The organism is Neisseria sp. P0020.S005 (assembly GCF_051957055.1).
Classification (GTDB): domain Bacteria; phylum Pseudomonadota; class Gammaproteobacteria; order Burkholderiales; family Neisseriaceae; genus Neisseria; species Neisseria subflava_A.
Window position 1 is genome coordinate 274,769 of sequence record NZ_JBQCWV010000001.1, and the last position, 16,799, is coordinate 291,567.

The 16,799-nt window shown below is 46.6% G+C and carries 16 protein-coding genes; 8 read left to right on the top strand and 8 right to left on the bottom strand.

Annotation, left to right across the window (positions count from 1 at the left end; genetic code table 11):
* Nucleotides 1-6: 6 nt before the first annotated feature.
* Genes ACTHTU_RS01385 through ACTHTU_RS01400 form a run of 4 tightly spaced genes read right to left on the bottom strand, consistent with a single transcriptional unit; the run spans nucleotide 7 to nucleotide 2,883 of the window.
* Entirely contained in the window at nucleotides 7-549 is a 543-nt protein-coding gene (locus ACTHTU_RS01385; protein WP_440361536.1) for an OmpA family protein, read from the bottom strand.
* The gene (locus ACTHTU_RS01390; protein WP_440361537.1) at nucleotides 530-943 is read right to left on the bottom strand and encodes a hypothetical protein; all 414 of its coding nucleotides are present in this window, start codon (nucleotides 941-943) and stop codon (nucleotides 530-532) included. The genes ACTHTU_RS01385 and ACTHTU_RS01390 overlap by 20 nt, the downstream gene beginning before the upstream one ends.
* Nucleotides 924-1,586: a hypothetical protein gene (locus tag ACTHTU_RS01395; protein ID WP_440361538.1), complete on the bottom strand. Its 663-nt coding sequence runs from the start codon at nucleotides 1,584-1,586 to the stop codon at nucleotides 924-926. The genes ACTHTU_RS01390 and ACTHTU_RS01395 overlap by 20 nt, the downstream gene beginning before the upstream one ends.
* Nucleotides 1,573-2,883, bottom strand: a complete 1,311-nt coding sequence (locus ACTHTU_RS01400) for a GspE/PulE family protein (RefSeq protein ID WP_440361539.1) — start codon at nucleotides 2,881-2,883, stop codon at nucleotides 1,573-1,575. Before ACTHTU_RS01400 ends, ACTHTU_RS01395 begins: the two co-directional genes overlap by 14 nt.
* A 611-nt stretch (nucleotides 2,884-3,494) precedes the next feature.
* On the opposite strand from ACTHTU_RS01400, the gene ACTHTU_RS01405 reads away from it, so the two are divergent.
* The 4 genes from ACTHTU_RS01405 to ACTHTU_RS01420 are packed head-to-tail and all read left to right on the top strand — an operon-like array spanning nucleotide 3,495 to nucleotide 9,166.
* Nucleotides 3,495-3,923 (top strand): hypothetical protein, encoded by a 429-nt coding sequence (locus ACTHTU_RS01405; protein ID WP_107986751.1) that lies wholly within the window; start codon nucleotides 3,495-3,497, stop codon nucleotides 3,921-3,923.
* Complete coding sequence (gene mobH / locus ACTHTU_RS01410; protein ID WP_440361540.1) at nucleotides 3,920-6,442, top strand: MobH family relaxase; 2,523 nt, start codon at nucleotides 3,920-3,922, stop codon at nucleotides 6,440-6,442. Before ACTHTU_RS01405 ends, mobH begins: the two co-directional genes overlap by 4 nt.
* Nucleotides 6,439-8,487 carry a type IV conjugative transfer system coupling protein TraD gene (traD, locus tag ACTHTU_RS01415; RefSeq protein WP_440361541.1) on the top strand — a complete coding sequence of 683 codons (2,049 nt, stop codon included), beginning with the start codon at nucleotides 6,439-6,441 and terminating at the stop codon, nucleotides 8,485-8,487. Before mobH ends, traD begins: the two co-directional genes overlap by 4 nt.
* A complete protein-coding gene (locus ACTHTU_RS01420; protein WP_440361542.1) occupies nucleotides 8,480-9,166 on the top strand; it encodes a DUF4400 domain-containing protein in 687 nt (228 codons plus the stop codon). Before traD ends, ACTHTU_RS01420 begins: the two co-directional genes overlap by 8 nt.
* Nucleotides 9,167-9,410: 244 nt before the next feature.
* On the opposite strand, the gene ACTHTU_RS01425 is transcribed toward ACTHTU_RS01420, so the two are convergent.
* Nucleotides 9,411-9,785: an Mth938-like domain-containing protein gene (locus ACTHTU_RS01425; protein WP_440361543.1), complete on the bottom strand. Its 375-nt coding sequence runs from the start codon at nucleotides 9,783-9,785 to the stop codon at nucleotides 9,411-9,413.
* Nucleotides 9,786-9,990: 205 nt separating this feature from the next.
* Between ACTHTU_RS01425 and ACTHTU_RS01430 the strand changes: the two genes are divergently transcribed.
* The 3 genes from ACTHTU_RS01430 to ACTHTU_RS01440 all read left to right on the top strand — a co-directional run bounded on the left by ACTHTU_RS01430 (nucleotide 9,991) and on the right by ACTHTU_RS01440 (nucleotide 12,364).
* Nucleotides 9,991-11,298, top strand: coding sequence for a homoserine dehydrogenase (locus ACTHTU_RS01430; RefSeq protein WP_440361544.1), 1,308 nt, complete (start codon nucleotides 9,991-9,993; stop codon nucleotides 11,296-11,298).
* A complete protein-coding gene (locus ACTHTU_RS01435; protein ID WP_049322347.1) occupies nucleotides 11,291-11,725 on the top strand; it encodes a hypothetical protein in 435 nt (144 codons plus the stop codon). Before ACTHTU_RS01430 ends, ACTHTU_RS01435 begins: the two co-directional genes overlap by 8 nt.
* Nucleotides 11,726-11,869: 144 nt before the next feature.
* The gene (locus tag ACTHTU_RS01440) at nucleotides 11,870-12,364 is read left to right on the top strand and encodes a hypothetical protein (protein WP_440361545.1); all 495 of its coding nucleotides are present in this window, start codon (nucleotides 11,870-11,872) and stop codon (nucleotides 12,362-12,364) included.
* Between the two features lie 45 nt (nucleotides 12,365-12,409).
* Here ACTHTU_RS01440 and ACTHTU_RS01445 read toward each other — a convergent pair whose 3' ends face one another.
* Both ACTHTU_RS01445 and ACTHTU_RS01450 read right to left on the bottom strand, forming a co-directional pair.
* Nucleotides 12,410-13,126, bottom strand: coding sequence for an S-methyl-5'-thioinosine phosphorylase (locus ACTHTU_RS01445; RefSeq protein ID WP_440361546.1), 717 nt, complete (start codon nucleotides 13,124-13,126; stop codon nucleotides 12,410-12,412).
* Between the two features lie 65 nt (nucleotides 13,127-13,191).
* Nucleotides 13,192-14,262 carry an AI-2E family transporter gene (locus tag ACTHTU_RS01450; RefSeq protein ID WP_440361547.1) on the bottom strand — a complete coding sequence of 357 codons (1,071 nt, stop codon included), beginning with the start codon at nucleotides 14,260-14,262 and terminating at the stop codon, nucleotides 13,192-13,194.
* A 204-nt stretch (nucleotides 14,263-14,466) separates the two neighbouring features.
* On the opposite strand from ACTHTU_RS01450, the gene purM reads away from it, so the two are divergent.
* The gene (gene purM, locus ACTHTU_RS01455; protein WP_036490898.1) at nucleotides 14,467-15,501 is read left to right on the top strand and encodes a phosphoribosylformylglycinamidine cyclo-ligase; all 1,035 of its coding nucleotides are present in this window, start codon (nucleotides 14,467-14,469) and stop codon (nucleotides 15,499-15,501) included.
* Nucleotides 15,502-15,575: 74 nt separating this feature from the next.
* Here purM and ACTHTU_RS01460 read toward each other — a convergent pair whose 3' ends face one another.
* Nucleotides 15,576-16,787, bottom strand: coding sequence for an acetate kinase (locus ACTHTU_RS01460; protein ID WP_314460772.1), 1,212 nt, complete (start codon nucleotides 16,785-16,787; stop codon nucleotides 15,576-15,578).
* Between the last annotated feature and the right edge of the window lie 12 nt (nucleotides 16,788-16,799).

Here is a 16,799-nt window from a genome sequence, read left to right on the forward strand (position 1 = left end):
TTCTCCTTACTGGCACAAATTGGCATCCGGAAGCCGGTATTTGCCGTAAGCACATTCTTTGTCCACGCTGATGCCGTGATAACGAAGGTAAGAGGCTACTGCATCGGCACGTCTGCGCGATAATTCCAAGTTATAAGAACCAGAGGCTCTTGGGTCTGCATATCCTGACAATATCACTCCGCTTTCAGGCAGTGATGCGACAATTGCTTCTAAACGCTGTTTCTCTTTTTTACTAATGGTGGCGGAATCGGTAGCGAAATACACTGTATGAAGGTGCTTCGAACCGCCATCACTGTTACCGAAAGAAAGTTGGATTCCGAACGGACTGATTTCTTGCGGTTTCCAGATATAGGTACCTTCCTCTATCCCTATCAAAGCCACATCCGAATATCCGGCAGGTTGGCGCAGCACTACCAATTCCGTACGCTCGCTCACCGGCATTACGGCCGTCTCTGCTTGTGCCTGACCCTGTTGGGTAGGGTATGCACAAGCCCCCAACAACCATGCCGTCATCACGACTGCTGCCGAATTACTTTTGCTGATTACCATTATTTATGCCTTTCCAAGCAGCTGCCGCTGCAAACAACCAAAACCAAACTGCGTTAATCAATACCGCCCAAGCTATAACGGACATCCAATTTTTATAACTGCGGTAAGCATGTTTCTGCAACGGTCTCAATGCCTCGGCCGTCCAACCGTCTATTCCATTTGACTCCGATACCGGAGCAAAGCATTTCGGATAGAGCGACAGGCTAAATACTGTTTTGCTTGCCATCAGCATGGGCTTGTCCAAATGTTGCGCAACAAACCGACCCTTATCAATCCACTCATTAGGTAGCTGGCATGTTTGGGCGGGAGGAACATTAATCATGCAGAGACCGTACAGTACGGTTGCCGTCCAAAAAGCCAGGCGGCGGTAAGGTTTAAATCTTTTCCATCGCATCTGATACCAATCCGTTTAATAACTGGGTCAGCAGACTGTAATCACCGTTGGTAAAGCCGGCGTGGGTCGTGTATTTGCCGACAACACCGAAAGAAGGCGTAACCGAAACTCGGTAGCGGCGTGACAAGTCTATGGCTCGGGCAATGCGGTTTTGGATGTTTTTACTGTTTAGTGAAGCATTGATTTGCGCCTGACTGAAACCCATGCTGCGTAGGATGCCTACATAGGTATCCGGTGTTACCCTGCGGTTGGTCGTTTCACCATAAGCCAACCGCATGTATTCGTTAATGCGGTTAGGAGCCATGTCTCTAACGATGTAGAAAGCCGTAGCAGCCGCGTTTTGTGTTTTTGTTCCGAACAGTGGCACAAAAACCAGCTGGTACGGCTCAGGCAGGGTTCGACCCCACTGGGCAAAGCCTGCCCACGTGCTGGCACAATACGGACAATCAAACGATACAAACATATAAATCCGCTTCGCCTCATCTTTAAAGTTACCGACGGTTTGATACGGTTTGATGATGCCGCTTAAATCAGCGGCTGTTTTCGATGCTTGCTGTGTCTGCAAATCAGGTGCCGCCGTCGCCATACTCGGAAACAGCAAACCTGCCAAGGTGATACTTATTGCGGTTTTATACAGTTTCATAACTTGCCCCAACATCCGATAAAAAAGTTTCTTGGGTTACGGATAACGCATCGTAAAAATCGACTTTGGCTACTGCTGACAGTTCTAGTGCCGCTTCGGTCAATGTCCGGTACACAGATTGCTTGAATAATGCGGCACGCACACCGTCTAAGTCCTGAGAAAGAATGGCCTGACGGACCTCGATGGTATTAAATGCCATTTCAAATACGGGAATCCGCCCTTTATGGCCCTGATGTCCGCACAATTCACAGCCCTTTTCGTTAATGGCGTAATAGGATCTATTCGGGAAACGCGTTGGTAATTGATCCTGTTGCTCCTCGCTCAGATTGACCGTTTTAGCGCAGTTACTGCATAGTTTTCTTACCAAGCGCTGGGAAAAGAAACACAGCAGAGCCTCAGCCAACGCATACGGTTCGGCATTCAAATCCATCAAGCGCAGTAATGTTGCCGGTGCGTTATTGGCATGGACGCTAGAGAGCAGCAAGTGGCCGGTATTGGCTGCAGTTGTAGCAATCGCAGCAGTTTCCGTGTCACGGATTTCGCCTACCATGATGATGTCCGGATCCTGTCGCAAGAAAGAGCGCAGAACCTTGGCAAAGGTACGGTGCGGATTAATGCTGACCTGATTGGCTCCGGAAATACGATTTTCAACGGGATCTTCTACCGTCATGATGTTGATGGTTTCTTTATTCAGATGGCTGATGCTGGCTGCCAGAGTCGCACTTTTACCGGAGCCGGTAGGCCCGCTGACAATGATCATGCCCTGTTTGCTGTCCAATACTTGCAAATAAGCAGAACGCACATCTTCTGGCATGTCGATTTTGGATAACGGCAAATCAGCAGCCTGATTACCTAATCGACACACAATGTTTTGACCAAAGGTTGTAGGTGCGATGCTGACCCGGATATCAATCATGGCTTCGCCATCACTATCTAGCATCCAAAACGATGAATCCAGGCAGGAGTCAATGTCGTGTATCGGTAAGCGGCATTTGGCACGGATTTGGTTATTGATGATGAGCGCGGCCTGACGGGTAAACAGCCATTCGTTGGCTATCTGCATGTTTTCGTGACGGATACGGATTTGGCAGCCGTTTTCGCGGCTGGAAAAATGCACATCGGACGCTTTAATGGATTTGGCGTAAGGAAATACCCAATTCAGAAAGCTGACAACTTTTTCATCGCCTTCGTTCTGCTTGATAAACCTGCCAGAGTCGCCAATGTCGTATTTTTTGCCTACTTCTTGCAGCAGCATCTCAAATTCGGCGGGAATGGCGGTTTGGTTATTTGTCTGCATGATGCGACCCTTGTACATGCCCATATTCTTAAAGAAGGACGCTGGAACAGACGCTATACGGTGACGTCTGCATGGAACAGGATAGCCAACGCTCCTCTTTAAGAATACGAAGCAGGTTAAAGTAAAGGTACCCCCACCTCTATCTTCAAACCACAGGTCGGTTTTAAATTAAAAGTTGTCGTAATAAGCGACGGGATTGATTGTGAAACTTTGTCAAAAATTTTGACAGAAATAATATGAATTTGATTTTTATCGTATTGTTTCTTGACAAAATCGAAATAGTATGAACCTAAATGGTAAAGGACTTATCAGAAAAGCCAAAAAGGAAATATGCTTAAAACCGCATATTTCCTTTTTAAAAGGCTTAATGGTTAATGGAAACGCCTTAAATGTAAGAGTTAAAAAGACTTAAAGGAAAAAGAAACGGCCATAAAGGTAACGACAGCCATGGTTGTCCATGGCTGTCAAAAAGAGAAAAGGCTGAAAAGAGTTCATGGTTTTGGACTTTTGTCAAGAAACAATACGAAAAAGCCCTGATACGGATTATTGCTTGCCTACCTTTCTACATAGGATAACATTTGCTTTACTAAAACCACTTTCGGAAACTCACCATGGACAATTACCATTTCAACCAACTCTGCTTCAGCTTAGAACGTTTTGACAAAGCCAGCCCGAGGTGGTCCGGCATTTTGTTGTCAATGTTGCACCAGTGTGAGGGTTTTATCGAGCAATATACCCTGAATGAAACATCCACAGAGGCGTTTTTGGTTGAAAAAACCACCAGTTTGCTGGAACAACTTCCTGTAACTGCGACTGATGAACATATCGCTGACTTATTAAGCCGGGAGTTCGAAGGCTGCTACTTCATCGCACAAACACCGAACGGCAACTGGAACAGTCTGAATGAACCGTTCTGCGAATTTTACCGCTATTGCCCCAATGCCAATCTGTATATCAGTGACCAGCCTCATGCGCCGGCACTACAATTCAAACTTAAAATGATGCGGATGATCCATCCCGACTATGTGGCTTACGCATGATGGACTGGCTATCCTACACAGGCTTGGCATTAATAGGCGGCGCGGGAGCTGCCTATTTCTACCTTAACCGCAAACCTTCAAAACCGCAGCAATCCCCTGCACCGGTTTCAGTTGCCGTTCAAAAAATTTATGGCGATAAGTTTCTGATTCTGTCAGCTGATGAGTTGATTGCAGAATTAGATTTACAGCCTTCTATTGCCAACATCAAAGCCAATCTCGGTCTCTCAAATGAAAACTGGAACAGGGACGGTCTGCCCTTATTACGCAATTTCATAGCTTTTGTTCAGCGTCTTCCTGCCTCAGAATCTCACCATCATGCTGGCGACGGCGGCTTGGTCAAACATACGCTTGACGTTGCCGCCCTCGCCCTGCTCGCTTCTTCTTCGCGCAGTTGGCCGCCGAATGCAAAAACCGAAGACATAGCACGTCTGACTGCCGTGTGGCGCTACGGTATCCTGACGGCCGCCCTGCTACACGACATCGGTAAAACGCTGACTTCTTTCGAAATTGAGTTATACGAAAAAGCCAATAGTAGAAAATTTTCCTTATGGATGCCCGATACAGGCAACATGCACGAAAGTGGTAAAAAACTGTACCGCGTGACCTTTCCGAATCATAAAGCTGCTTACGAAGCTCATGCCGCGCTGGGTTGGACGTTTTTCCAAAGCATCGTACCGTCCAATGCACGCAAATGGATGAATGAAGCCGATCCGAATTTGATTAAAGCATTGCGTAGCTATCTTTCTGGCCAGCAACAAGACAGTCCACTGACGGACATTATCAAACAAGCCGACATGACATCCACAGCCCGAGACCTGCGTCATGGCTCGAGACAGCGTTTCTCCTCAGCAAAACGTCCGCCTCTCGTCGAAATCGTGATGAATACTTTGCGTAGCATGTTGGCCGAACGTGGCGCCCATTTCAGCATTGCCTCTACCGCCGGCGGCGATATTTTTAGAAAAGGCGATTTGGTCTTTATGATGGCCAAGAATGTTCCCGATTACATCCGAACCTATCTTGGCAAAAGTAAACACCCTGACGCAGCTTTATTTCCATCAGATAATCAGCGTATTTTCGATACTTTGCTGGAATACGGTGCTGTCCTCCCCAACCCGAAAGACAACCGTAAAGCCGTTACTCCTGTTGCCGTCAGTTTTGAACGCATGGATGGTGCCGTTAAATCGCATTTTTTTACCATGCTGTGTTTCAAGCTGAACACACTGTACCCTGAAGGCCAATACCCGCACGAATTTCAGGGAATGTTGGAAGTATGCCCTGATGTAACGTTGCAGATGTACGAACCTGCATCAGAAGATACTGCTGATTTGAAAAACGAGCCAGGAATTATGGCTGAATCTGCTTTAACGCCAACAGAAAAAGTCGACGAAATCGACAACATCCCCCCTCCGCCTGTGCGCAAAATGGATTTTTTGGCAGTACAGGAAGATATTCCCAAACAGAAAACTGAGGTTATACCTGCCCCATCCTCCCCTTCTAAGTCGGAAGTAGAAATCCTGCCGCCACCTCAAGCCAAACCGAAAAAAGACAAACCGAAAGCAAAATCAGGTATTGATGCACTTTTGAGCCTGCACAACCTACTGGAAGAGGAAGATACTGATACTTCAAGTGATATTCCCCTCAAGATACAAGAATCACCGAATCCGACAGAACAGAAGAAACAACCGGCTCTGACCGATCAGGTTACTACTACGACGTCTGAAGTACAGACCGCTAACAGTCTGTCCCCAGCTAAACGACAGGAGAAACAACCTAAGAAAAAAGCAATGTCTGTTCTGGACTCTCTGTTCTCCGACTTTAACGGACAAAGTGCCGAAAAACCCAACTCGTCATCTGAAAACGATACCAATCCTGATATTCAAGATAAACCAGTTTCACCACAACAGAGTGTGCCGCAATATCTTTCCTCAGAGGATACCGCAGCCGCCGCTTTGGATGAAATCCAAGACGAACGGAAATCCCTACCGACACGCTCCCCACGACCGGTCACGGTTCACCGACAGGACAATATGCTGGATCAGCAACCTGCCATCCACAAAAAAGCCAATGATGTACTGGACGGGCAAAAGCAGGCACTAAAAGATGAGGGAAAACGCTTTTGGAACTGGTTGGCCAATGGACTGGCCGAGGGCAGTATTACCGTTAACCAAAGCGGCTCCCCCGTCCATTTTGTCGAACAAGGAATGTTACTGGTTACGCCGGCCATCTTTAGAGAATACGCCGGTGGGGTCTTTGACAAAAACAACCCAAGCTGCCCTGGCCTCTTGGCACAAAAAGGATTTACCGCACTGGGTCTTCATGGTCGCACCAAGCGTTCTGCCATCTATACCGCCTTAGCCGTGAAAGCACAGCAGAAGTTATTGTTTCACTGCTATCTGATACCTGAAGACAAACTACACCTAATTGTGAAAGCCGACAGCAGACCACCAAACAACATTGATATTGCACTGGCTGACAGCCAAAACCTACTTCAATCTAAACCGACTGGAGAAGATTCATGAGTCTGACCATCCGTCTTCCTGAAAATGTATACCGCTACCCCTATGAATTTTGCAGCGCTGCATCCTATTCTGCCGCGATGCTGGCAGCCACACTCATGCCCTTGCCCGGAATCAGTCGCTATGCGGTTATTCCGGTTCTAAGCGGGCTGGCAGTCAAACGCTATTTTGAAGGCAACCGCATCCGCCGGTATCGGAAAAATGTGAAAAACCTCCCCTATTATGCGGCTACTCCCGATCAAATTCCGGTATCCGACAAAGCATTGTTTTTAGGAAAAGGGTTTAGATGGACGCAGAAGCATACCCAGCGTTTGATGATGATTCGCCAGCCAGAAAACGATCACCTCCGTCTTCCAGGAAAGTTGTATAAGGCTGCACGGCTGCATGAAATCAAAACACCGGGAGAAACATGGCTAACCAAGCTGACTTCATCAAATACTTGGTGGAATCCGGTGGCCCCCTTGCCTCCCGTCGGTGGCTCTCCTGAAATTCACGGCGTCGAACTTGAGGAAGAGGAAATCTTCATGTCGTTGGGTGAGCGCGTCGGCCATACTGGGGTTTGGGGAACCACCCGTGTCGGTAAAACCCGCCTTGCAGAGGTCATGATTAACCAAGACATCTGCCGTGGCGACGTAACCATTATGTTCGACCCCAAGGGTGATGCTGATGTAATGCTGATGATGTATGCGCGCGCAAAAAAGATGAAACGGCCATTTTACCTTTTTCACCTAGGTTTTCCCGAAGTATCCTGCCGTTACAATCCTGTTGGAGATTTCTCCCGGATTACCGAAGTGGCCACCCGTATGTCCAATGGTTTGCCAGGAGAAGGCAATTCGGCAGCATTTAAAGCATTCGTATGGCGTTTTGTAAACGTGCTAGCCAAAATTATGGAAGCCATTTCCATCAAACCAACCTATTTGAGCATTTACCAATGCGCAGTAAATATGGATGATTTGGCTAAAGCCTATTTTGAAAAAACGCTCAACTTGGAATATCCAGGATGGGAAAAAGAATATGAATCTTACGATTTGGAAACAGAACAAAAGAAAACGGCCGGCAAAACCGGTCGGGATATGGAAACGGTTAGAACCGCGTATTTCCTGAAATCAAAAGGATCGAACAATCCATTGACGGATGCCGTTATCGGCATTTTAGGTAATGAGCGCACCTACTTCGATAAATTAGTTTCATCACTGTACCCATTACTTGAAAAACTGACCAGCGGCAAAGTAGCCGAATTAATCAGTCCGGATTTCAATGATTTAACGGATGAGCGACCAGTTATGGACTGGCGTAAAGTCATGGCTTCCGAAGCAGTGGTATATGTGGGACTGGATGCACTGACCGATGCTGAAGTAGCCGCAGCAGTCGGTAATGCAATGTTTGCAGACCTGACTTCGCTTTCCGGTCATATCTACAAGCACGGCCATGGCTTTGGCCAGTCAGGAATAACTAAAAAACGGAAAGTGGCTATTCATGCAGACGAATTTAATGAATTAATCGGGGATGAGTTCATTCCGCTGCTGAATAAAGCCGGAGGTGCCGGTTATCAAGTAACTGTTTACACACAAACATGGTCTGATGTCGAAGCCAAAATCGGTTCAGCCGCCAAAGCAGGTCAAATTGCCGGTAACTTGAACAATATGATTATGCTCCGTGTCAAGCACGAATCAACCGCCGAATTGCTGACCAGCCAGCTACCGGATGTCAAAGTCGTTTCAGGCACCCAAGTCTCTTCCGCCGGAGATGTCGCACTTCCAAAAGACATGGAGGATTTTACCAGCTCGAACGAAGACCGGTTAGCAACAGAAACCGTCCCGATGCTGCAAACATCAGACTTGATTAACCTGCCAAAAGGACAGGCTTTTGCGCTACTAGAGGGCGGGCAGCTCTATAAAATCCGACTCCCGCTTCCCTTGCCCGACCCGAACATTGATGTTCCATCCGATTTGACTGCCGTTGCTGAAAAAATGCGTGAAATTGTCCGCTTGAATCGCACTGATGACTCAGAAAATAATGCTTTTGTAGAAGGACAATATTATGGTTAACCAATCACCCGAATTTCTGGCCAAGTCAACCAGCATTGGTTTTTTGACAAAACCGTTCAAATGGGCTTTCATCATTTTGTTGGTTACTGCAATCCTGTTTTTTTCGTCGGTAACTATTCAAACCTACTTCGGACAGGATGATTTATTGAAATCAGAACTGATTCAAACCCAAGAGATTTTTGTCCAAAGCAGCACGACCGAGCTACCGTTCCATATTGCAGTTATCCGCTGGATTTACGACGGATTATATTTGGTTATCTTCAAACTCAGCGGAATCGACCCGTTGCTTAACGGACAGCAGAATGATGCTCTAAGTTCAAGTTTCGCAGGTATGTTGGAAAATTTTGCAACCGAACTGTCCATCCTAAACGATACGCTTAAAATCATCGCCATCCGAGTAGGGAATATCATGGCTTTTATTCCATTATTGATTATTATGGTAGGTAGTGCGGTTTTTGATGGGTTCATGAAGAGAAAAATCCGGCAACAAAATGCGGCAAGGGAATCTGCTGCTATTTACCACAGGGCCAAGTTTTGGCGGTCCGGTATTATTTGGACAACAGTATTTATTTACTTAAGTATGCCCTTCGCTATTGATCCAATTATTCTGTTACTGCCTGTCGTTTTATTAAGCATCACTGGATTTTTTCAAGCAAAATACCTCAAAAAATATTTATGAATTATGAAATGATTATAAGACAAAGTCTTCTTAAAATTAAAAAATTACAACAAAATCTTAGAAATACCTATGGTTGACTTTAATTACATAAAAGGTTTACTATCATACTATACCTAAAAAACAGTAATTGCTAACATGCTATGTGGGAAAAGCATTTGGCCTATATTCTTGATTATTTTTGAAATTTACATAGTATAAATTATGCGAATTTGTACTAGTATGATGCAAAAGTCTTTTCTACAAATTATGGCCACAACCAAGCCCATGTGTTTCGTCCTTCTCCTTGTAGTAAAACTAAAGTTCGGCAAGCGGAGGCTGTGTTCATGCATTCGAAGCCGATGCCGTAGGCTGATAAAACTGCAGCAATTTTGGGATGCAGAAATTTTTGTTTTGCTCCTGTACCTATGATAATGACTTCTGGACGGTTTTCTGCTGTTTTAATTGCTGATATAAAAATTTGTTCATTTAATTCTTCGATGGTTGTTTGAGGAATGATGCTCACTTTGCCATTTTGCCAGCAAATGGGTTCTGAGTATGTTTGTTCACCGATTTGCAATATGCCTTGTGAGGATGAAAAAAATGATGTGGCTTCATCGATATGGTTTTCTGTGATTTTCATGGCAATTCCTGTTTTTATGGTAGAACGATTTTCAGACGGCCTTGGGAAACTTGCAAAAAAAGGTGCAAAATCAAGCAATATCAGGTAGGATTCAACGTTTGACCTTGTGCATTGATGCTTTGCTCTGAATTTACGATTGCAAGCGATTATAACAAGCCTTGGTTTTTCGTGATTATTTTAAAGTATCGGCTCAAAAGGAGACACAATGAAGCCAGTAAATATCGGTCTTTTAGGTTTGGGTACAGTCGGTGGCGGTACGGCCACTGTATTGCAGGACAACGCTGCGGAAATCAGCCGCCGCTTGGGACGTGAAGTCCGTATTTCTGCTGTTTGTGATTTGAGCGAAGAAAAAGCCAAACAAATTTGCCCGAATGCTGCTTTTATCAAAGATCCGTTTGAGCTGGTTCAACAGCAAGATGTTGATGTTGTTGTTGAATTGTTTGGCGGTACTGGTATTGCCAAAGATGCGGTATTGAAAGCGATTGAAAACAGCAAACACATTGTTACTGCCAATAAAAAACTGCTGGCTGAATACGGCAATGAAATATTCCCTTTGGCGGAAGAAAAAAATGTCATGGTGCAGTTTGAAGCTGCTGTTGCCGGTGGTATCCCTATTATCAAGGCTTTGCGTGAAGGCTTGGCTGCGAACCAAATCCGCAGTATTGCCGGTATTATTAATGGTACCAGCAACTTCATTCTTACTGAAATGCGTGAAAAAGGCAGCGCATTTGCAGACGTATTGAAAGAAGCTCAGGCTTTGGGCTATGCAGAAGCTGACCCTACTTTTGATATCGAAGGTCATGATGCCGGCCATAAAATCACCATCATGAGCGCATTGGCATTTGGTACGCCGATGAACTTTTCTGCCTGCTATTTGGAAGGCATCAGCAAACTCGACAGTCGCGATATCAAATACGCTGAAGAACTTGGCTACCGTATCAAATTGTTGGGTATTACCCGTAAAACCGACAAAGGCATCGAGTTGCGTGTACACCCTACTCTGATTCCTGAAAGCCGTTTGCTGGCTAACGTTAACGGTGTGATGAATGCTGTTCGTGTCAATGCCGATATGGTTGGTGAAACCTTGTATTACGGTGCAGGCGCCGGTGCATTGCCAACGGCTTCTGCCGTGGTTGCCGATATCATTGATATTGCCCGCCTGATTGAAGCTGAGACTGACCATCGTGTCCCTCACTTGGCATTCCAACCTTCGCAAGTTCAAGCGCAAAATATTCTGCCTATGGATGAAATCACCAGCAGCTACTATCTGCGCGTTCAAGCAACTGACGAACCGGGCACTTTGGGTCAAATTGCCGCACTCTTGGCCAAAGAAAATGTTTCTATCGAAGCTTTGATTCAAAAAGGCGTGATTAATCAAAGCACTGCCGAAATCGTGATTCTGACCCACACCACAGTGGAACACAACGTCAAACGCGCTATCGCAGCGATTGAAGCTCTGAGCTGCGTGGATGCTCCGATCACCATGATCCGCATGGAAAGCCTGCATGACTGAGCAACAAACGGAAAGGCCGTCTGAAGAACAACTGGCTGCCAGAAAGAAAGCCAAGGCAAAAATCCGCACCATCCGCATTTGGGCATGGATTATTTTGTCTTTACTGGCTCTGACCGCCCTACTCTCACAATGCGCCATGAACAAGCCGCAGATGAAACAAAATGTGGTGGAGTCTTGCGTGAAAAACATTCCTTTTGCTGAAAAATGGCAAGCCGATTTGAAAGCAAAAGGTTTGGATGCGCAAAACGAGAAATTGGCTCAAGACTATTGTGTCTGCATGTGGGATCAGCCTTTAAGCAAACTCTCTGATGAGCAAATCCGAAACTTCGGCAAAATCAGCCCTGAGGAGCAACTCAAACTCTTGGGTGGCGCGGAAGCTTTTGAAGCACGCGATAAGCAATGCGTAGCTGATTTAAAGGCCGAGTAAACCAATATCTGTTTAAACCAAAGATACAAGGCCGTCTGAACAACAGACGGCCTTTCTTATATTGAATAAATCGTAATAAGAATTGATTTCATTATATTTTAAGTTTAAGATAGCTTGGTTAATTGCTTTTCTATGGTTGTTGCCATGCGTTACCACTTTCCTATTGCCATTGATATTTATGATTTTTTGTATACCGGCCGGTTTGACTATCTGGAAATCGGACAATCGGCAGAGTCTATTTTGCAGATGTTTCCTGCGCCTGATTGCGTCCCTAAAGGCTTGTTGGTGCAAAAAGGCTGGAATATTTGGCTTTATGGCGATATTGAACTGCATTTCTCTGACAATCGGCTGACTCAGATTCGTGCTGATTTTCAGCCTGATGCTGCATTAAGCGGCGGCCGTTGGGTAAAGTTGAATCCGTGGTTTTTTGCAAATGGCTGCCTTGATGTATATGCCGTCATTCAGCGCTTGGTGCAACGCAATATCGATTTTATTAAAACGGAAACGCATACCAATTTGATTTTACAGCTGCAAAGCGGGGTTGAATTGATTTTTGAAAAATGTCGGGGCATGCAACTTGCCTCGTTCCGCAAACAAAAAGCCTCCCTACCTCATTGGGCGCGTGAAACGGCTTCTTAAATAAACAATGCCGTCTGAAAACATCATTTCAGACGGCATTGTCAGTTACAAACCATTCAATAATTGTCGGATTTTCGTCATCGCCATAGAAGTCTGCTCATCACAGCCCTCAGTCCCTACTCCGCTATCAAAGCAATCAATGCTGCTGACACTGCAAAAGTGGGCATAGGCCATTTTCAACTCCCTGGCCAAAACGGCTTCAGGCATACCGGTCATACCGAGTACATCTACCCCGTCACGGCGATAACGGGCGATTTCTGCGCGGGTCGGACGGCGCGGGCCTTGCAGGCAACCATAAACGGCGGAGTCGTAAATCGGCACATTGTGCGCTTTCGTGATATTTAATAACTTTTGTCGCAATTCATTGCAATAAGGGTTGAAAAAATCGGTATGGACGACAGGGCATTCTTGGCCTTCAAAAAAAGTATCTTTGCGGCCATAGGTATAGTCGATCAAATCGTCCGGAAGCACCAAACTGCCGTTTTCAAAATCAGGGTTGATACCGACGACTGAAGAAATGGCAATAATGTTTTCAACGCCTAAAGAGTGCAACGCCCAGATATTGGCGCAATAGTTGATTTCATGCGGCGCGATGGTATGGCTGAAGCCGTGTCGGGCGAGAAAAACAATATCCAAGCGCCCCAACCTGCCGAACAAAATAGGGCTGCTGGTTAAGCCGTATGGAGTGCGTACGATTTTTCGTTCGGTAATTTCGAGTTCTGGCAGTTTGGTCAAACCGCTGCCGCCGATAATGGCTAACATATAGACTTCCTTTGTTATCAATGGCCGTCTGAAACTTAGATTTCAGACGGCCTTAATATTATCGATTATTTATGTTTGTAGAAATGGCTGCCGAAATAGGCAGATGCACCTTCACGCAATATAACCAGTGTCACGGCGGCAAGCGGCAAGCCGGCAAGCATACCGACAAAACCCATCAGTTGTCCGAAAGCCATCAACGAGAAAATCACCCAGAACGGAGACAAACCAATACGGTCGCCGACGATTTTAGGCGTAATGAAAAAGCTTTCCAAGAATTGGCCGACACCGAATACAGCCCAGACCATCAATAATCCCTGCCATGAGCCATATTGCAAAAGTGCGGCAACTGTCGCCAGCAAAAGGCCGGTAAATGCGCCCAAATACGGAATAAATACCAAAATACCGGCAATCATACCGATGGCAAAGCCGGAATCCAAACCAACTAGCATCAAGCCCAAGCCATAGACCAAGCCCATAATCATCATCACCATCAGCTGGCCACGTAGAAACTCGCCCAAAACTTCATCCATATTGCCGCTGATACGCGTGTAGGTCTTGATAAAACGGCGCGGAACCAATTTGCTGATTCCGGAAGACCAGCGTTTCCAATCCAACAAGAAGTAATACAGCAGCAAAGGCAGCAACACCAAATTGCTGACACCGCTGATGACGTTACCGCTCTGACGCATCAAGGTCGGAATCCATTCTTTGAGCGTATTGCTCAACTCATCAGTATGCGACTGCAACCATGCGATGATTGATTCTTGATCGATTTGAATATAATCCCCACTGACGCTGTTGAGCCACGGCAGCAGTTTGTTTTGAACAAAGCCTACGATTTGCGGCAGGCGTTCGGCCAGATTGTTAAACTGGTTCAACAACATAGGTACGATAATCAGCACCAACGACAGCAATATCAGCAAAGCCAGTGCCATAATAATCATGGAGGCCGGCGCGCGGCGGATACGCTTCAATTGCAGCCACTCGACCAAGGGATTCAAAACATAGGCCAAAACGGCGGCCACGATAAACGGCGTCAAAACATCGCCTAAGGCATATAAAAGCCAAATAAAGGCTGCGATAACGCAAGCCATAATAATCCACGGTTTTGCGCCGCGCGCTTTCTTTTGATACATAAAAAGGTATTTCCCAATTGATGTTTAAGGTTTTCAAAATCAATAAGCAGTATAACAGATTCGCAAAGGCCGTCTGAAAGCGCGACGGCTATTTAAGATAAAATAAAAATTGTTGACAATAATGCCAAAAAATTCAGCCTGAATCCTCTAATTTAAGATAAAATACGCTCCGACAATCTACCCATACCCGAATAAGGAAATCCAATGAGCACTTCTTTGAGCTATCGTGACGCAGGCGTGGATATCGACGCAGGCGATCAACTGGTCGAAAACATCAAACCTTTTGCCAAGCGTACTATGCGCCCTGAAGTGTTGGGTGATTTGGGCGGTTTCGGCGCTTTGGTCGAAATCGGCAAAAAATACAAAAATCCGGTATTGGTTTCCGGTACGGACGGTGTCGGCACCAAGCTGAAACTGGCATTCGACTGGGACAAACACGATACCGTTGGCATTGATTTGGTTGCCATGAGCGTCAACGATATTTTGGTTCAAGGTGCGGAACCTTTGTTCTTCTTGGACTATTTCGCTTGCGGCAAGCTGGATGTTGCCCGCGCGACTGATGTGATTAAAGGAATTGCCCAAGGTTGCGAAGAATCCGGTTGCGCTTTGATTGGCGGTGAAACTGCCGAAATGCCGGGCATGTATCCCGAAGGCGAATACGACTTGGCCGGTTTTGCCGTCGGCGTGGTTGAAAAAGAACGCGTCATCAACGGCCGCAGCATTCAGGCCGGAGACGTTGTTTTGGGCTTGGCTTCCAACGGCGCACACTCCAACGGCTACTCTTTGGTACGCAAAATCATCGAGCGCGACAATCCTGATTTGGATGCGGAATTTGACAACGGCAAAACCTTGCGCGAAGCCATCATCGCCCCTACTCGCCTGTATGTGAAACCTATCCTTGCCGCTTTGGAGAAATTCACCATTAAAGGCATGGCCCACATTACCGGCGGCGGCATTACCGAAAACGTACCTCGCGTTTTGCCTGAAAATACCGTCGCACAAATCGATGCCAAAGCGTGGGAATTGCCTAAACTGTTCCAATGGCTGCAAAAAGCAGGCAATGTGGAAACCCAAGAAATGTATCGTACCTTCAACTGCGGTATTGGTATGGTCGTTATCATTGCCAAAGAAGATGCCGATGCAGTACAAGCATTCTTAAGCGAACAAGGCGAAACCGTTTACCGTTTGGGCGTTATTCGTGAACGCAACGGCGACGAGCATCAAACCCAAGTGGCTTGATTGAGTTGTAATTAAAAAAGTGCGGATGATGAGTCCGCACTTTTTATTGTTTATGGCCTAGGAAAATCTTCGCCCTAGCCTACTTCTTCCAAAAAGCCGGCCAACTGCGCCGTATCGTGTGCAATCATCAGCTCTTCATTGGTTGGCACCACCAAAACAGCCGGCATAGAACCTGTCGGGCTGATGATACCGGAGTTGCCGTAGCGTTTATCCATGTTGGCTTTGGTGTCGATGTGCAGACCCAAGAAATCAAGATAGGAAACGGTTTTGGCACGGATGTTACGCGAGTTTTCGCCGATACCGCCGGTAAACACGAGTGCATCTACGCCGCCGCAAGCCACAGCCATCGAAGCAATATATTTGGCAAGGCGGTAGGTCATGACTTCCAGGGCCAAACGCGCACCTTCGTGACCTTCGTCCGCCGCGATTTCCAAAGAACGGCAGTCGTTGGAGAGTTCGGAAATACCGAGCAATCCTGATTTTTTGTTCAACATTTCATCAACTTGGGCTACATCCAAACCAGCTTGTGAAGTCAGATAGCTGTATACGCCCGGGTCGATGTCGCCGCAACGTGTACCCATTACCAAACCTTCGATCGGCGTGAAGCCCATACTGGTGTCAACGGATTTGCCGTTTTTGATGGCGGTAATGGATGCGCCGTTACCTAAGTGGGCAATAATCATGCGGATGTCTTCCAGAGGTTTGCCCAAGATGCGTGCGGCTTCAGGGGCAACGTAACGCATACTGGTGCCGTGGAAACCGTAGCGGCGGAAAGCGTATTTTTTACGCAATTCGCGCGGAACGGCATAAGTGTAGGCACGCTCCGGCATGGTTTGGTGGAACGAAGTATCCATCACGCCGACATTGGGCAGGCCCGGGAAGTGCTCTTGCGCGGCCAAAATACCGTTGATATTGGCAGGATTGTGCAACGGAGCGAGCGGAATGCAGGCATTGAGTTCGTCCATTACTGCTTGGTCGATCAAAACAGATTCGCTGTATTTTTCGCCGCCGTGGGCGATGCGGTGGCCGATGGCTTTGATGCGGTCGTGCAGGCCGTGTTTTTCAAGCTCTTTCAACAGCATACCTACGGCACCGGCATGGTCGTTACGGCCGGTCAAGGCTGTTTGGCATTTTTTGCCGTCTTTGCTGAACGTAATGACTGCTTCGGGCGTACCCAAACGTTCGCCGAGACAGCTTAAGAGAACTTTGCCGTTTTTACGGTCGATAACGGCACCTTTGAGTGAAGAGCTGCCGCAGTTCAGAACAAGAATGAGTTGGTTGGACATGGTGTTTCTCCT

What these genes read in the sequence shown, in the direction of transcription:
- ACTHTU_RS01395 (WP_440361538.1), bottom strand. Translation starts at nt 1,586, where the DNA reads ATGAAACTGTATAAAACCGCAATAAGTATCACCTTGGCAGGTTTGCTG.
- ACTHTU_RS01435 (WP_049322347.1), top strand. Translation starts at nt 11,291, where the DNA reads ATGACTGAGCAACAAACGGAAAGGCCGTCTGAAGAACAACTGGCTGCC.
- mobH (WP_440361540.1), top strand. Translation starts at nt 3,920, where the DNA reads ATGATGGACTGGCTATCCTACACAGGCTTGGCATTAATAGGCGGCGCG.
- purM (WP_036490898.1), top strand. Translation starts at nt 14,467, where the DNA reads ATGAGCACTTCTTTGAGCTATCGTGACGCAGGCGTGGATATCGACGCA.
- ACTHTU_RS01445 (WP_440361546.1), bottom strand. Translation starts at nt 13,126, where the DNA reads ATGTTAGCCATTATCGGCGGCAGCGGTTTGACCAAACTGCCAGAACTC.
- ACTHTU_RS01460 (WP_314460772.1), bottom strand. Translation starts at nt 16,787, where the DNA reads ATGTCCAACCAACTCATTCTTGTTCTGAACTGCGGCAGCTCTTCACTC.
- ACTHTU_RS01420 (WP_440361542.1), top strand. Translation starts at nt 8,480, where the DNA reads ATGGTTAACCAATCACCCGAATTTCTGGCCAAGTCAACCAGCATTGGT.
- ACTHTU_RS01440 (WP_440361545.1), top strand. Translation starts at nt 11,870, where the DNA reads ATGCGTTACCACTTTCCTATTGCCATTGATATTTATGATTTTTTGTAT.
- ACTHTU_RS01400 (WP_440361539.1), bottom strand. Translation starts at nt 2,883, where the DNA reads ATGCAGACAAATAACCAAACCGCCATTCCCGCCGAATTTGAGATGCTG.
- ACTHTU_RS01390 (WP_440361537.1), bottom strand. Translation starts at nt 943, where the DNA reads ATGCGATGGAAAAGATTTAAACCTTACCGCCGCCTGGCTTTTTGGACG.
- ACTHTU_RS01450 (WP_440361547.1), bottom strand. Translation starts at nt 14,262, where the DNA reads ATGTATCAAAAGAAAGCGCGCGGCGCAAAACCGTGGATTATTATGGCT.
- ACTHTU_RS01405 (WP_107986751.1), top strand. Translation starts at nt 3,495, where the DNA reads ATGGACAATTACCATTTCAACCAACTCTGCTTCAGCTTAGAACGTTTT.
- ACTHTU_RS01430 (WP_440361544.1), top strand. Translation starts at nt 9,991, where the DNA reads ATGAAGCCAGTAAATATCGGTCTTTTAGGTTTGGGTACAGTCGGTGGC.
- traD (WP_440361541.1), top strand. Translation starts at nt 6,439, where the DNA reads ATGAGTCTGACCATCCGTCTTCCTGAAAATGTATACCGCTACCCCTAT.
- ACTHTU_RS01385 (WP_440361536.1), bottom strand. Translation starts at nt 549, where the DNA reads ATGGTAATCAGCAAAAGTAATTCGGCAGCAGTCGTGATGACGGCATGG.
- ACTHTU_RS01425 (WP_440361543.1), bottom strand. Translation starts at nt 9,785, where the DNA reads ATGAAAATCACAGAAAACCATATCGATGAAGCCACATCATTTTTTTCA.